The sequence below is a fragment of the uncultured Slackia sp. genome (genome assembly GCF_944321625.1).
Taxonomy (GTDB): Bacteria; Actinomycetota; Coriobacteriia; order Coriobacteriales; family Eggerthellaceae; genus Slackia.
Map to the genome: position 1 here is coordinate 1 of NZ_CALUMA010000089.1, position 14,127 is coordinate 14,127.

Sequence of the window (14,127 nt, forward strand, 5' to 3'; positions counted from 1 at the left end):
GTATACGAGGTGCGCGCGGCGTATGACATAACCATGCCCGATGGGACGACGGCCTTGGCAGCGGGCGATGTCGCAGGCACCGCGACGACGAATGAGGATGGTGCGTGGCGCCTTGAAGGACTTCCTCTGGGCGACGGATCGGCCGTATACGAGGTGCATGAGGTCTCAACTCCCGATGGATACGTTTTGGATCCCGATGCGCACACGGTAACGCTTGAGTACGTCGACGGCGCTACCGCAATGGTGGAAGCGAATCTGACGCTTGAGGAGAAGCCAACCGAAATCGTCGTGAAGAAAACCGATGCCGAATCAGGCGAAGGAATCGAAGGCGTCGAATTCTCGATATTCCTGATGGATGAAACCGCAGGAGATGAAGGCGGCGAAGGCGATAACCAAGGCAACGAGGAGGACGAGAGTAACAAGGATGGCGAAGGCGATCATGGCGCCGAATCAAGCGAACCCCTTGCAATCGAATGCACCGACTCGAATGGAGAGGCGCGTTTCTTGCGCCTGCCGAATGACGCCACCTATTTGATACGGGAAACCGCCGCCAGAGCCGATCTCGGGTACGTATGCGGGGCAACCGAAGCGACGCGCTACCTCTCGCCTGAGGGCGGCTGGTACGCGAGCAAGGAGGAGTATGTATCCTCCGAATCGCAAAGCCCTCAAGATTCGACAGCGGTCATCGAGCTCACGAATGACTTCACCAAGGTGGCGGTCTACAAAGCCGACGCCGATGCATGGGAGCGAATGCGAAGCCTTGCCTCCCCCGACCAGAATGAGGAGCGCATCGCGGCTGAACAAGGAGCGTTTCTCAGCGGAGGAACATTCCGCCTTATAGGGGAGGACGGAACCGTCGTATCCATTCGCAACAACGAGGAATCGTCGTGGTCGGCCGCCGGGCAGCAGCCTCAGATGTTCACCCACCTGCCCGTAGGCGCCCGCTTAGTCGTCCAGGAAATGAGCGCTCCAGCTGGATATTCCGCCGGAAACGACGTGGAATTCGTCGTGAAAGACACGGCGGAAGCTCAGACGATAGTGCTGTTCAATCGAAAAATCGAATCGCTTCCCCGCACATTCGACGGGCGATGGCAAATCGCGGCGGGATTCGGCATTGCCGCCGCAGGGGGCGCTGCACTCGCCGCCTACTCGAAACGTCGCGTGCAAATGGAAAACCTCTCCCAACTTCATCTCTCTCGATAGGCCCGCCACGGAAGAGCGCGCGATTCCGGACGCAAAACACCCGCAAGACACACAAGGAAAGGAACCATTATGAGACAGGCATCGTCAACCTTCGTCCGACACGGAGCATCTGCCCCAAACGCCCCGCTCGGCGAGAAAACACACCTCTCGACAATTGTGGCCGCATGCATTCTTATTGCTGTATTCGTCTTGGCAATCGCCCCCTTTGCTGCAAGGCCCGCATGGGCAGTCCCCGCCACGGGTGGCATTGCCATAGAAGGAGTTGAGGATTCGGTCGACGTAACGGCGTACCGCATCGTTGCAGTCAACTACGACGAAGGAACCCTTGCGCCCGACGACCCGATGTTCACCTGGGCACCAGACGTTCAATCATGGGTGCGACAGCATTTCCCGTCATACATCGACGATGGCGGCAATGTGGCAAGCGGGTTCAACGCCACGCTATCGGACTCCGGCGAGCTCGTCGACAGAAGACCCGCAGGAGAGGCCGCTGCATTCTACGACGCCCTTGCATCCGCCATCTTATCCGGCGAAATATCGCTTGATAATGAAGGAGCGCGAACGGGAAACGGAACGATTGAGAACCTTCCTCTCGGAGGATATCTCGTACTCGTCGATAACGGCCTTAAGGTGTATCGACCCAGCGCTACAGCCCTGATCCAATCATGGAGCGAAGAATCCAGCTCCTGGGCCGCCCCCGAAACCGCAACGATAACCATCAAGGCGTCGGAAGTCCCTATCGCCAAGACCGTGAACGATCAGGACTCGAGCGCCGCGCAAATCGGCGACACGCTCTCGTTCGACATAGTCGCCGCCGTACCGGTCTATCCGAGCGAAGCGCACACGACCTCGTATGCGATATGCGATACGCTGCCGGCGGGCCTGACGATCAAGCAAGAGACGCTTGAGGTATTCGGCGTGAAAGGCGACGAGGAAACTCAGCTGGAAAATGGCACGCATTTCGTCTTCGACGAGGACGGGCATCCGGAAGCCTCGTTCAGCATGGATTTCGATTACGACCTCATCTCTTCCTTCGAGAGCATTCACGTGACCTACGAAGCGACCCTGAACGGGGCGGCGGCCGTGGGCCCAGACGGCAACGTGAACACCGCTCATGTGGAATACGCGAACAATCCGTACGACGAATCTTCATCCGTCGAGAAACCCGATGAAGCAAAAGTGATCACGTACGGCCTGGAAATCTTGAAAGTCGGCGACGACGAGACGCCGCTTGGCGGTGCGGAGTTCGGCGTCTCGCATGCCGCAGACGGCTCCAACCCGTTGTCGTTCGTTCAGGAAGCCGCCGGCGTGTACCACCTTGCATCGCAGAGCGAAAGCGGAACCTCCACCGTGTCGGTCGCCGAGGACGGGACGCTGAAAATCAAGGGGCTTGCCGCGGGCGAATACTACATCACCGAGACGAAGGCGCCTGACGGCTATCTGAGGCTCGCTGCGCCGCTCAAGGCCATTGTTGCCGACGAAGATGGCGACGGGGCGCTTGACGGAGCTTCAAAGACGCCTGGATATGCATTCCTTCAAATCCAGAATACCCACGGGTTCACGCTGCCCGTCACCGGCGGCATGGGGACGACTGCCATCATCGCCGCAGGCATCATTCTGGCAGCGAGTGGGGCGGCAATCTGGCTCGCGGCAAATCGGCGCGCCAAAGAAGAGAAGCGTCACTAGCAGGTGCGGCCGCAACAAGCGAATCGCCGTAGGGTCCGTGTCGCCTCAGCGCTTCTGCTCACGCTGGGCGTAAGCCTGCTCAGCTATCCATTCGTAAGCAACGCGCTTGCTCGATACGCCCAAGACGCGGCGATCCAGTCCAGCGATGAGGCCATAGCCGCCCTGACGAACGCTGAGATCAAGCGTCTTTGGGCAGACGCCCGCCAATACAACGAGGAGCTTGCAGGCGACCCCGTGCATGACCCCTTCATCCCCGGAAGCGGATATGCGCTGCCAAGCGGGTATCAGAACGCGCTCAATGCCGCAGGCGATGGCGTGATGGCGACGCTCGAGATACCCAAGATAGGCATAAGGCTGCCGGTGTACCACGGCACGTCGGAGGAAGTGCTCGAGAAAGGTGCCGGACACCTCGAGCAGACGGCATTGCCGATAGGCGAGAAGGGATGCCGCCCCGTCATCACCGGGCACCGAGGCCTCCCCGAAGCGGAGCTCTTCACGCGGCTGGACGAGCTTGCCGAAGGCGACACATTCACCCTGCACGTTCTCGGGGAAAGCCTCGCCTATCGCGTATGTGACATCGAAGCCATAGCCCCTGGCGACATGGAACGCATCGCCTCAGTGCCGGGCAAAGACCTCGTCACCCTTGTCACCTGCACGCCCTACGGCGTGAACACCCATCGCCTCCTTGTCACGGGAGAACGATGCCCCCTTGAAGAGGCGAACTTGGCAACTTACGACGAAAAAGAAGTCGGGATCCTCATCGCTTTCGCCCTCGCGCTCGCTGCTCTACTGACGGCAAGCGCCTGTATACACCGAAGGAGAACACCATGAGCATGGCCAGAAACGAATGTCGGCGTCGAAGCCCAAAGACCTGGCGCGTCATCGCCCTTGCTGCGATTCTCGCCATGCTCGCGATTGCCGCCGTTTATCCGGCATACGCCTGGGCGGCGAACGCATCTTCCGATGACGCAGACACGCAAGGCGACAGCGGCGCCTCTTCGATTACGCTCTCGCCTTCCACCGAGGTGACGTCACCTCCCGTGGCCCCTGCGGCGAGCGAACAGAGCGTTTCTATCAGATGGCGCGATACGGGCGACGACATGATGACGATAGGCGACGATGGCAGCCTATCCATCGTCATAGACGACGCCCGCAACGCCTATCTGAACCCCTTGGTGGTCGGAGCGACCGTCGAGTGGACATCGAGCGGGTCGGCCGACTACGAGGCCGGAGAGATCTCGATTCGTATCCCCGACCATCTGTTCATGGCACGAGACGGCAAGCCCTATGAAACCGTATACGAATATCTCCATGGCACCGTCACGGTGCCCCACTTGAAAGCCGGCCTCGAAATCGAAGTGGGCGTTCCTGAGGCGCCCCAGCAATCCGCAGACGGCTGGCAATATCGACACGATGAAGAAGCCCACGAGATCGTTATCTTCAATGCCGACCGAATCGGCGCCGGCACGAAGCTCGTATGCGAGGTCGACTACGTCTACGATGCCCAATGGGACAGCACCTACGGCTGCGAGGACGACGGACTGCGCCATCCCGTTTACACCGAGCTGACGAGCGAGCCTGTAACCCTTTACGCAGAAGCCGAAGGGGCCGGAAGGTCGGAAATCGGCCCGGCGACCATAGCCACGAGCAACACCTTGTCTTCGGTGGGCGTAGAGGCGGAAGGGGCATACGACTCCTGGGTCGAGGCCTGGGGCGAAGCGCCTGTAGACGACCCCGACAGCTTCTACGTGGTCTGGAGGGCGACCGCGACCTTCGACCACCTCTACCACCCCTTCTCACTCGCGCTCGATATCCAAGACGCAACGCAGGGGGAGGTCATTGGCATCAGTGACGCATGGATAGGAGGCGCGCCCGGCAACGTGCGCGGAGAATTCGACCCCGACTCATGCGCGTTCGAGGCCCCATCCGAGGCGGATCTCAGCCTTGGGCACCTTGACCTGTATGCCGCGTCGGAAAACCAGGATATAGGCGTGATGGGCCAGACGGCGAGCTTCGCCGCGCTTATCCGATACGACAGAAATTCGCTCGAGTTCGTCGAGGGGGCGGCGGAGCTCACGCTCGCGGCCGAGGCGCGCCTCGAATCCCTGGAGCAAGGGATTCAGACGGCCCGGGGAGCGGGGACGTTCACCTATCGCCAGCTCGGGTTTGACGCCCCGCCCGGCAACCAGTTCAAGCTTGAAAAGCGGCGCGGCGCACCCGATCTCGCCGAGCAGGCGACGTACTACTACCAGCAGGGCCAGATCGAACGCCTCGAGGCGGGACAAAGCACCGCGACGGGCGTTGACACGAGCGCGGCATACGCCTCATGCTTCGGGGAGACGCTCGGCGAAGGGCTGGACCCGACCGAGGTGTCCAGCTACGGAAAGAAGCCCTACCGCATGGCGCTCGTCGACGATTTCGCCTTCATAGGCGACAAGCGCCTGGGCGCAGACGAGTTCGAGATGGAGGCGGTGCTCGACATCAACTCCGCCGCCGTAACGCTGCACCGGGGCGTGTCCGACTACGAGTCGGGCGCCTACTCCATCGTGCCTATAGAGGGCGCCATAGAGCCCCTCGAGATCACGCTGTCGGTCAGGAGGGGCGACGATGGCGCCTGGACCCCCGCCGCGCGCTGGACCCAGACGGAAAGCGGACGCCTCGACTGCACCGAAATCGAACCCCTCGCAGAGGGCGTGGAGGTCCGCGCATTCGACCCATCGACCGTGATGGAATATTGGACCGCAGGCGACCGCCTCTCAAAATACGACGGCGAGCAACGCTACGACCTCGCTCTGCCCGCAGGGACGACGGGCGTGAAGATCGAATTCGAAACGACGGCCTGGGCGGCAAGCATAGGCGACCTCGAGCGCAGCGACCCCGGCTTCGGCCTGACGATCGCATCGAGGGTCCTTCCGAGCGAACGCCTCAAGGAGCTGGCCAGACAGTCGAATTCGATCCTCTGCTACAAGGGGAACACGCTTGCCGCCTACGACGACGAAGGCGCGCTGCTCGGCTTCGAAGGAGCGCCCGACAGATGGTCCCAGGGAAGCCCGGCAGCAGACTCCCTTCTCGAGGGCGACCGCGCCGATTACGGGGTCTCGATGTACCACGCCATATCCGACGCCGCCTTCGTCAGGGCAGACCGCGCCGGATCGATGCTGGCGTACGCGACGAAGGCGAGCAACGACACGGTGGGAAAGAAGATCGATGTCGGCTGCATTCGGGCGGAGGTGCTGTTCAACACCAGGACGCAGGAGAGCGATGCCTCCGGGCTGCCCGCCTCCGTGCAGCCGCCCGAAACGTCGGGGACGTTCTACCTGCTGCTCCCAGCCGGCTTTGCCGCAGACACGTCGACGCTACGCGCTGCCGAGCGGCTGTCGGGCGGTCAGCCCTACGTGGACCCCTTCGACCTCCCTATAGAGGGTGGCGCCGTGAGGGACAAGCGCTCCAAGACGACCTCTGCTGGCAAATCGACAAGCGAATACTCCCCTCTTGCCGAAATCACATCGGTCGAGTCGTTTCCCAACTGGCGCGATTCCGGGCGCGAGCTCCTCAAGGTGGAAGTCAGGACCGCCGCCGGAAACGCAGGATACAGCGCGCCCTTCGGCAACGACCAGTACGTGTCGGGCTTCATACTCTCCTTCGGCGGGAGCTACAGCTGGGACGCTATGGCGGATTACGGAACCTCGCCGAAGTTCCGCTATGCCTATATGTCCGGCAACGACGACATGGCGGCATGGGACGGCAGGCTGAACGCCTCGCCTTCGGACGTAGAGGGAGGAAGCTCCTATGTCGGCGGCGATTGGACCGACGAGGACAGAATGCTGCTCGCCAATCTCTGCGGCGATGCGTCATCCCAGCCGCGCTGGCTCTACAGCAAGGCGCAGACGACGCTCAGCTACCCCACATCGGCCGAATACGGTCTCCAGCTTTCGGCAAAGGCTTCGGAGGATTCGGCTTGGACATCGGCCGGAGACGCAACCAAAGTGGTGGAAGTATACGCCGGGGCGACGTACTCGTATCGAATCAGAACCGCGCTCGAGGAAGGGTCGGCGGCAACAGGCAATATCATCTTCGACGCAATAGAAAGTTATGCACCCGAAGGAGGTCAGCAGGGATGGAAGGGGACGCTGGAATACATCGACACAAGCGCCGTGGCTTCGAGAGGAATCGACCCAGTGATCTATTACTCCACGACCATGGATATCGACTTGTCGGATGAAAACTGCAGGGATCTCGATGACGCGACCCTCTGGACGACCGAGAAACCCGCATCCATGGCAGAAGTGACGGCGGTGGCAATCGATTGCTCGCATACGAAAAGCGGTGAGGCGTTCGAACTGCAGGGCGGCGAATCGCTTGTCGTAGTCCTGGGCATGAGGGCGCCCCACGAAGTCCACGACAGCCAGCCCGATGTCACCTACAACCAGGCATGGCTTGCATCCACCGTGCATTCCGCAACGGGAGCATCGTCGTCAAAGGCCCTCCATCATGAGCCCACTGCGGTGCGCATCAAAACCATGTCGTTCAAGTTCATGAAAGCCGATGCAGAAGGAGTGAACGACGCGCTGTCGTCGAACGCGACCAAGCTTGACGAATCGTCGCAGCTCCACGGAGCGGAATTCGAGCTCTATCGCTTTGATGGCGAAGGGGAACCGGGTGATGCCCTTATCGGAACGAATCCGAAAGATGGCTGGACGCCGGTAGGCGCGGACGTATCCGATCCAAACGTCGAATTCACGGGACTTGCACCTGGGACGTATCGTCTCGTTGAAAAGCGGGCGCCTTCGGGCTATCGGCTTCCCGCAGGCGAATGGTCAATTACCCTTGACCCCCTTCTGCCCCAAAAGGCATCCATCTGCGCGGTATCGGGAGCCCAAGGGCAGCAACCTCCCGCATTTGCCTCCACGGATAAAGACGGCTGGATTCTACCGAATGTCGCAAGCCCGTCGCTCCCTATCACAGGCGCGCCAGGAATAGCCGGCATGACGCTTTTGGGCGTGGCGGCCGTGGCGGCGGGAGCTGGGATTCGCTTTCTTGGAAGGCAGAAGCATCATCCCGGTGCATAAGAAAACCGAAAAGCCGCCGGGTACCGCGGTGCCGCCCTAACAATTAAGAAAGTAATGGCTGATGTGGCGTTTGCGCCATAAAACACAAAAGCGGCCGCGCATATCGCGCGGCCGCTTATCAGACCAAATGAAAACCAAGAAGCCTTAATTACTTAAGGGCAGCCTTGGAGATCTCAGCCAGCTGGGCAAAGGCATCGGGATCGGTGATGGCCATGTCGGAGAGCACCTTGCGGTCCAGCTCCACGCCAGCCTTCTTGAGGCCGTTCATGAACACGGAGTAGGACAGGCCGTTGATGCGAGCCGCAGCGTTGATGCGGGTGATCCACAGACGACGGATCTCGCGCTTCTTGTTGCGACGATCGCGGTACTGGTACTGCAGGGAGTGCTGGACCTGCTCTTTAGCCGCACGGTAAGTACGGGACTTTGCGCCATAGTAGCCCTTCGCACGCTTCAGGATGGTACGACGCTTCTTGTGGGCGTTGACTGCACGCTTAACACGAGGCATTCTCTATCACTACTCCTTGATTAACGAAGGCCCAGACCACGAGCGGCGACCTTGCGGTCGGCGGAAGAGATGGTGGTCTCCTGACGGAAATTACGGATGCGCTTGGGGCTCTTCTTGGTCTTGATGTGGCTCTTGAAGGCCTTGGCGCGCATGATCTTGCCGGTACCCGTGACGCGGAAGCGCTTCTTGCTGCCGCTGTGAGTCTTCATCTTAGGCATGACGTATGTCCTTTCTACTTCCCTGCGGTTTCACGCTCGTTGGCGTTTTTCTCTGCTGCCTTCTTGGTATTGGCCGGCAGCGGGGCGATGAGCATGTGCATGTTGCGGCCCTCCATCTTGGGGGCGTTCTCGATCACGGCAACGTCCTTGAGGTCGTCGGCGAGACGCTCGAGAATGGAAAGACCCTGCTCGGGGTGGGCCATCTCACGTCCGCGGAACATGATCGTGATCTTGACCTTGGCACCGCCCTCGAGGAAGCGCAGCACGTGCTTCTTCTTGGTGGTGTAGTCGCCCACATCGATTTTGGGGCGGAACTTCATTTCCTTGATCTCGACCTTGGTCTGGTTCTTGCGGGCCTGCTTGGCCTTGATTGCCTGCTCGTACTTGAACTTTCCGTAGTCCATGATGCGGCAGACCGGCGGCTGCGCGTTGGGGGCGATCTCTACGAGGTCCATCCCCTGCCCTTCGGCAATCCTCAGAGCTTCACGCGTGTTGAAGATACCCATCTGGGTACCGTCGTAGCCGATCAGACGGCATTCGCGCGTACGAATATCGTCGTTGAGCCTTGGCTCCTGAGCTGCTATTGCGCCCACCTCCTTCTCATCCCGCATATGCGGTGTGCTTGCTGCAACAAAAAAGCCCTGCGGCATAAAGCGGCAGGGCAAGAGTTACGCAGTGCGTTTATTCTCGAAACCCATCAGCTTTCGCCGAACCAGGTGGAAGGCTCACATGGCCTTCGCTTGAAACAGCTTGCCAATAATAGCACGGATTCGCCCAGATGCAAGCTTTTTTCACAATTCCCGCCCACGTATGCGAAGAAGGCGTGAACATGGGCGAGACGGAGGTTACCCGAGCGCCTCCCTATGCGTTGATGTACAGCTGGACGAGCTTGATGGTATCGGCCAGGTTGCCCGACACGTTGGCTGCCGAGTAGTCGTAAGACAGACGGCACGTCCACTCGTGCTCGGATCCGTCCGTCGCCGTAGAGGTTCCGGAGAACCCGAAGGCCTCCTGCACGATGGTGGTGCCGTCGTCGGCATAGGTGCGATAATCCTCCGCCGCGGGCATCTCCACCGCCCCGTCATCGGTAGGAAGACCGGCATCCGTGAGAAGGTTCTCTACGATATTGCCCTCCTGGACGATGTCGGCAAAACTCATATCCGCATAGTTCAGGGACGCGACCGACGTAGAGTAACCCACACGCGTGATGGCGCCGTCCTTGTCGCAATCGAGGTAGAGCGTAGGGGTGTTGCCGCTGTTGTCGGTAGTCTCATCCGCCAGTGCAACGGTAACGCTCTTGCCGACGACCTCGGTCTTCTTGTCGTCGCCCTTGCCGGTTTCTTCCTTGATGTCCTTCTCGGACGTGACGGTTGCGCCACGACCCACTTCAGCAACGGCGTCATCCACCGTCTTGCCGAACAGGCTTGTCAGAGCGGGAACGTCGCCATGCTGCTGGCCGCCATCGTCCTGCGCGTCAGATGCCAAGGCGGCGGGCGATTCGGTGGTGGCATCGCTGCGCGAAGCAGTCTGGTACGCCACATCGCTCGCCTCATTGACCAGCGTGAATGCGAAATAGATCAAAGCGCCGATGAGCGCAACCAGCACGGTGGAAACAACGATGAGGACGATGCGCATGCGACGCGACTTGCGCTTGTGCATATCCGCCGCGGGAGCGACGAAATCGGGCGATTGCCCCGTAGCAAGGCTGAGGGGATCGACCCCCTGATCAATATTCTCTTGACCATCGAGCTGCGCATCAGCGACCTCGACCTCGATAGGCTCCATGCCCTCGATGTCAGATGTCTGCTTTGCGTGTTTGGCGTGTTTGGCCATGCGGTTCCGCCTTTCGTATCCATCAGGCTGAAGCCAAGCCCAGCCTGGTTTGCACGTGGCTTAGATGATGCCCAACGTGACGAGAACGATATAGACCACGGCGCACGCGACGCCGAGCCCCGCAATCGCGAGGATGGTCTTCTGCATGGTGCTCATCGGGGGAACGTTCTGGAGATCCTCCTCGGTCTGCTCCCGATAACCGTCGCGATCTTCGACCATGCTCTTCCCTTCTCGAATTATTCCAACCGCTCTATTATACGGGCAAAGCCCGCCGTAGCGGGCCTTGCCGTAGAGTTTCCATAGGTGTTGATAGCGCACGGGCGCATGCAAGAAAGAAATCCGCAGGTAGCCAAAACGTCAGCGAGGATCTCTCTGGCGCTGACAAGCCGACCTTACGACAAGAAGTCGTTCAGGATTTCCTGCTCGGCTTCTTCCTCGGACATGCCGAGCGTCATGAGCTTGATAATCTGGTCGCCAGCAATCTTGCCGATGGCGGCCTCGTGGATGAGCTGGGCGTCTTCGCTGGCCGCCTCGATGCCGGGAATGGCCTTCACCTTGGCGTTGCCCATGATGATGGCGTCGCACTGCACGTGGCCGTGGCACGCCGCCTCGCCCACGACGAGCGGGTTGAACACCTGGTAAGAGTCATCCTGAGCGACGCTGCGCGAAATGACCTGCACGTTGGAGCCCTCGCCCTTCAGGCGGATATCCATATTGGAAACAGCGGTCTGCTTGCCGTGGGTCAGAAGCTTCTCGGTCAGAATAAGCTTCGCGCCCTCGGCGAGCTCGCAGTTGGTCTCGCGAACCGTGGAGGACACGCCCTTGAGCTGGGTCATCTCCATCTCGCAGAACGAATCCTCGCCCATGTACACGTTGGTGGTGGGGTTGAGGATGCGATCGCCCGTGCCTTCGCCCTCGCCGTAGTGCTTCTCCACATAGCGAACGCGCGAGCCCTTGCCCAACCAGAAGCTGTGGATGCCGTCGTGCTCGGTCGCATCGTCGCCGGAGTTGTGGATGCCGCAGCCCGCGACGATGGTCACGTCGGCGCCTTCGCCGATATGGAAGTCGTTGTACACCACGTCGGTGATGCCCGTCTTGGTCATGATGACGGGGATGTGCACCGTCTCACCCTTGGTTCCGGGAGCGACGGTGATCTTGATGCCCTGCTTGTCGGTGAACGCCTCGATATCGATGTTCGCGCTGGAGCTGCGCTCGACAAGCTGGCCGTCTTTGCGGATGTTGAACGCGCCGCGCGGCATGCCATGGAGGTCGGCGATCTGCGCGAGCAGCTCTTCATCTATCTTGTTCAGTTCTGCCATGATAGGCTCCTGTCTCTGTTGCGAATCTGCAGGCGGCGGAGGCTGCGCCTCAGGCCGTCCCATTGAATTCCGCCAGTCGAAAAGGCCGCGGATTTAGCAGGTGGTAGGAATCTTGGTCAGATGCAGCTCAGTGGGCGTGGTGAGCGTGCAGCCGAACTGCGCGCGGTCAGTCAGACCCAGCTTGGGCATAATCTCGTCGCGCGGGCCGGCATCCTCGATGCGGCCGTCGCGCAGGCACACGATGTCGTCGGCGAGCTGGATGATGCGCTCCTGATGCGAGATGATCACGATGGAGCGGTCGTCGCGCGCCTCATGGATGTCGCGGAACGTTTCGGTCAGACGATCGAAGCTCCACAGGTCGATGCCCGCCTCGGGCTCGTCGTAGATGGCAAGCTTGGGATCGCGCGCCAGCATGGTGGCAATCTCGATGCGCTTCACCTCACCGCCGGAAAGGCTCTTATCCACTTCGCGCGTGAGATACGCCGCGGAGCACAGGCCCACCTTGGACAGATACTCGTTGCACTGCAATGCAGGCAAACGCTTGCCCGCCGCAAGCTCCAGGAGCTTCTTCACCTTCATGCCCTTGAAACGCGCGGGCTGCTGGAAGCCGTAGCCGATACCCAGATTCGCACGCTCGGTGATGGAGGCGTGCGTGACGTCCTGCCCGTTGAACAGGATGGTGCCCGACGTGGGCTGCTCGATGCCCATGATAAGCTTGGCGAGCGTGGACTTGCCGCCGCCGTTGGGGCCAGTGATGACGGTGAATTTGCCGTCCTCGATGGTGAGTGAGAGGTCGTCGATGATTCGCTTCGTCTTCGAGGAATGCTCGTCGACGGGAACCTCGAACACGATGTTCTTCAATTCAAGCATGATTCCGCCCTTCGTAAGCGTCGCTTCTAATTGTTACCTCGATAATAGCATTTAAAACAAAGGGGCGCGAGGCATATCGAAAAGCCCCGCGTCCCTTCACGAAAATCCATAATTGAGCCTATGCGGCCTGTCCCGGAACCACAGCGTTGGAGCCCGCATCGGAGCCGTCGCCCTCGCCGGCGGCGCCATCCTGCTCGTCGGCGGAAGCGTCTGCGTCGGCATCTGCGTCTGCGTCGGCATTCGCATCGGCCTCAGCGTCATTGCCCTCGGAGCCCTCATCCTGCGGCGCATCGGAGTCGCTCGGCTGAGTGGATGCGCTCTCGATGACGGGCAGCGATGCAAGGTCGAGCGTGGTGCCCAGCCATTTGGCGCTGATCACGTTCGAGATGCCGCCGCTGGTGACCGCCGACAGCGCGTCGGTGATGGCCTGCTGAAGATCGACGTTCTCAGGCGAAACACCGATGCAGTAGCCACCCGGCTGCTCGAACAGAGCGATGGGCTTCATGTCGACGTTCTGATACAGCGCGGCGTACGTGCCGATGACCGCATACGCCGCGACATACTGCGCCTGGCCTTCCTCGACAGAGGAGAAGGCCGACATCAGATCGCCGCTCGACACAAGGCTGCTATCGCCGTACGCGGTGCTCACGGCCCAGGCGCTGGTGGAAGACCCCTGTGCCGCAATCAAAGGTGCGCTCTCGCGCGAGGGCACCTCAGACGCATCAGCCCCGGCGAACAGCGCGATCGCGGTAGGAATGTACGGCTCGGAAAGCCACAGCGAGGAGGTACCGTCGGACACCTGGCTCATAAGAATGTCAACCTCGCCGTTGGCAAGAGCGGTCTCACCATCGGATTCGACGTTGACGATCTGCAGCTTGAGACCCATCTGATCGGCGATGGCGGCCGCCATATCCACGTCGAGGCCCACTACCTCGTCGTTCGACGTCAGCGTAAACGGGGCGCTTTCGCCACCTGCCACGCCAACGCGCAACGTGCCGTCCTCACCGATAGCGGGCGACGACACCGTAGCGTCTTTCAAGGCGGGCGTATATTCCTCGGACTGCCCGCTGCAACCGGCAAGACCCAGTGCAAGGCAGAACGCGCATGCGAGGATCGCCAGAACAGAAGCGCGATGCTTCATGGTTTGCTCCCTCTTCTCAAGGTTTCAATTGTCCTCTTCCGGCTGACCTAGTCTTTGCCCCCACACCCGCGCACCGGGGTTTTGCGGATGAGCCCGCGCCGCCCTCTCCCCCGGTGCGACGACGTGCCGCAAAAAATCGCCGGAGGGTGCGTCTTACTTCTAGGATACGCCATGCTCGTGCGCACGCATCCGCATGCCGCCGTGTTCCGCCGCGTGGCGGAGCGTGCGTCATGGCGCGTGAACGCGCTTACGTGGGTCCTTTCGACCGCATCTGCCTTGGACT

At 60.7% G+C, this 14,127-nt stretch carries 12 protein-coding genes; 4 read left to right on the forward strand and 8 right to left on the reverse strand.

Translation table 11 applies throughout. From position 1 onward, the window contains the following. From Q0J60_RS07830 to Q0J60_RS07845, 4 genes are all read left to right on the forward strand, one after another. On the forward strand, positions 1-1,203 hold a 1,203-nt coding region (locus tag Q0J60_RS07830), incomplete at its 5' end, for a collagen binding domain-containing protein (protein ID WP_294440302.1). 189 nt (positions 1,204-1,392) lie between these two features. Then, a complete protein-coding gene (locus Q0J60_RS07835; RefSeq protein ID WP_294440304.1) occupies positions 1,393-2,889 on the forward strand; it encodes a SpaH/EbpB family LPXTG-anchored major pilin in 1,497 nt (498 codons plus the stop codon). Positions 2,890-2,892: 3 nt separating this feature from the next. Next, on the forward strand, positions 2,893-3,720 hold the full coding sequence (locus tag Q0J60_RS07840) for a class C sortase (protein ID WP_294440307.1): 828 nt from the start codon (positions 2,893-2,895) through the stop codon (positions 3,718-3,720). Beyond that, positions 3,717-7,958: a prealbumin-like fold domain-containing protein gene (locus Q0J60_RS07845; RefSeq protein WP_294440309.1), complete on the forward strand. Its 4,242-nt coding sequence runs from the start codon at positions 3,717-3,719 to the stop codon at positions 7,956-7,958. The genes Q0J60_RS07840 and Q0J60_RS07845 overlap by 4 nt, the downstream gene beginning before the upstream one ends. A 148-nt stretch (positions 7,959-8,106) precedes the next feature. Here the strand turns inward: Q0J60_RS07845 and rplT are convergent, their stop codons facing one another. From rplT to Q0J60_RS07885, 8 genes are all read right to left on the reverse strand, one after another. Beyond that, complete coding sequence (gene rplT / locus Q0J60_RS07850) at positions 8,107-8,463, reverse strand: 50S ribosomal protein L20 (RefSeq protein WP_294440310.1); 357 nt, start codon at positions 8,461-8,463, stop codon at positions 8,107-8,109. 20 nt (positions 8,464-8,483) lie between these two features. Next, positions 8,484-8,681, reverse strand: coding sequence for a 50S ribosomal protein L35 (gene rpmI, locus Q0J60_RS07855; RefSeq protein ID WP_294440312.1), 198 nt, complete (start codon positions 8,679-8,681; stop codon positions 8,484-8,486). 14 nt (positions 8,682-8,695) lie between these two features. Then, complete coding sequence (gene infC, locus Q0J60_RS07860) at positions 8,696-9,292, reverse strand: translation initiation factor IF-3 (protein ID WP_294440313.1); 597 nt, start codon at positions 9,290-9,292, stop codon at positions 8,696-8,698. Between the two features lie 250 nt (positions 9,293-9,542). Further along, on the reverse strand, positions 9,543-10,514 hold the full coding sequence (locus Q0J60_RS07865; protein WP_294440315.1) for a hypothetical protein: 972 nt from the start codon (positions 10,512-10,514) through the stop codon (positions 9,543-9,545). 60 nt (positions 10,515-10,574) lie between these two features. Further along, positions 10,575-10,733 carry a hypothetical protein gene (locus Q0J60_RS07870; protein ID WP_294440317.1) on the reverse strand — a complete coding sequence of 53 codons (159 nt, stop codon included), beginning with the start codon at positions 10,731-10,733 and terminating at the stop codon, positions 10,575-10,577. 173 nt (positions 10,734-10,906) lie between these two features. Beyond that, positions 10,907-11,833 (reverse strand): SufD family Fe-S cluster assembly protein, encoded by a 927-nt coding sequence (locus Q0J60_RS07875; RefSeq protein ID WP_294440319.1) that lies wholly within the window; start codon positions 11,831-11,833, stop codon positions 10,907-10,909. 93 nt (positions 11,834-11,926) lie between these two features. Further along, positions 11,927-12,703 carry an ABC transporter ATP-binding protein gene (locus Q0J60_RS07880; RefSeq protein WP_294440321.1) on the reverse strand — a complete coding sequence of 259 codons (777 nt, stop codon included), beginning with the start codon at positions 12,701-12,703 and terminating at the stop codon, positions 11,927-11,929. 118 nt (positions 12,704-12,821) lie between these two features. Further along, positions 12,822-13,844 (reverse strand): ABC transporter substrate-binding protein, encoded by a 1,023-nt coding sequence (locus Q0J60_RS07885; RefSeq protein ID WP_294440323.1) that lies wholly within the window; start codon positions 13,842-13,844, stop codon positions 12,822-12,824. Positions 13,845-14,127: the final 283 nt, after the last annotated feature.

What these genes read in the sequence shown, in the direction of transcription:
- infC (WP_294440313.1), bottom strand. Translation starts at nt 9,292, where the DNA reads ATGCGGGATGAGAAGGAGGTGGGCGCAATAGCAGCTCAGGAGCCAAGG.
- Q0J60_RS07880 (WP_294440321.1), bottom strand. Translation starts at nt 12,703, where the DNA reads ATGCTTGAATTGAAGAACATCGTGTTCGAGGTTCCCGTCGACGAGCAT.
- Q0J60_RS07885 (WP_294440323.1), bottom strand. Translation starts at nt 13,844, where the DNA reads ATGAAGCATCGCGCTTCTGTTCTGGCGATCCTCGCATGCGCGTTCTGC.
- Q0J60_RS07875 (WP_294440319.1), bottom strand. Translation starts at nt 11,833, where the DNA reads ATGGCAGAACTGAACAAGATAGATGAAGAGCTGCTCGCGCAGATCGCC.
- Q0J60_RS07865 (WP_294440315.1), bottom strand. Translation starts at nt 10,514, where the DNA reads ATGGCCAAACACGCCAAACACGCAAAGCAGACATCTGACATCGAGGGC.
- Q0J60_RS07845 (WP_294440309.1), top strand. Translation starts at nt 3,717, where the DNA reads ATGAGCATGGCCAGAAACGAATGTCGGCGTCGAAGCCCAAAGACCTGG.
- rplT (WP_294440310.1), bottom strand. Translation starts at nt 8,463, where the DNA reads ATGCCTCGTGTTAAGCGTGCAGTCAACGCCCACAAGAAGCGTCGTACC.
- Q0J60_RS07870 (WP_294440317.1), bottom strand. Translation starts at nt 10,733, where the DNA reads ATGGTCGAAGATCGCGACGGTTATCGGGAGCAGACCGAGGAGGATCTC.
- rpmI (WP_294440312.1), bottom strand. Translation starts at nt 8,681, where the DNA reads ATGCCTAAGATGAAGACTCACAGCGGCAGCAAGAAGCGCTTCCGCGTC.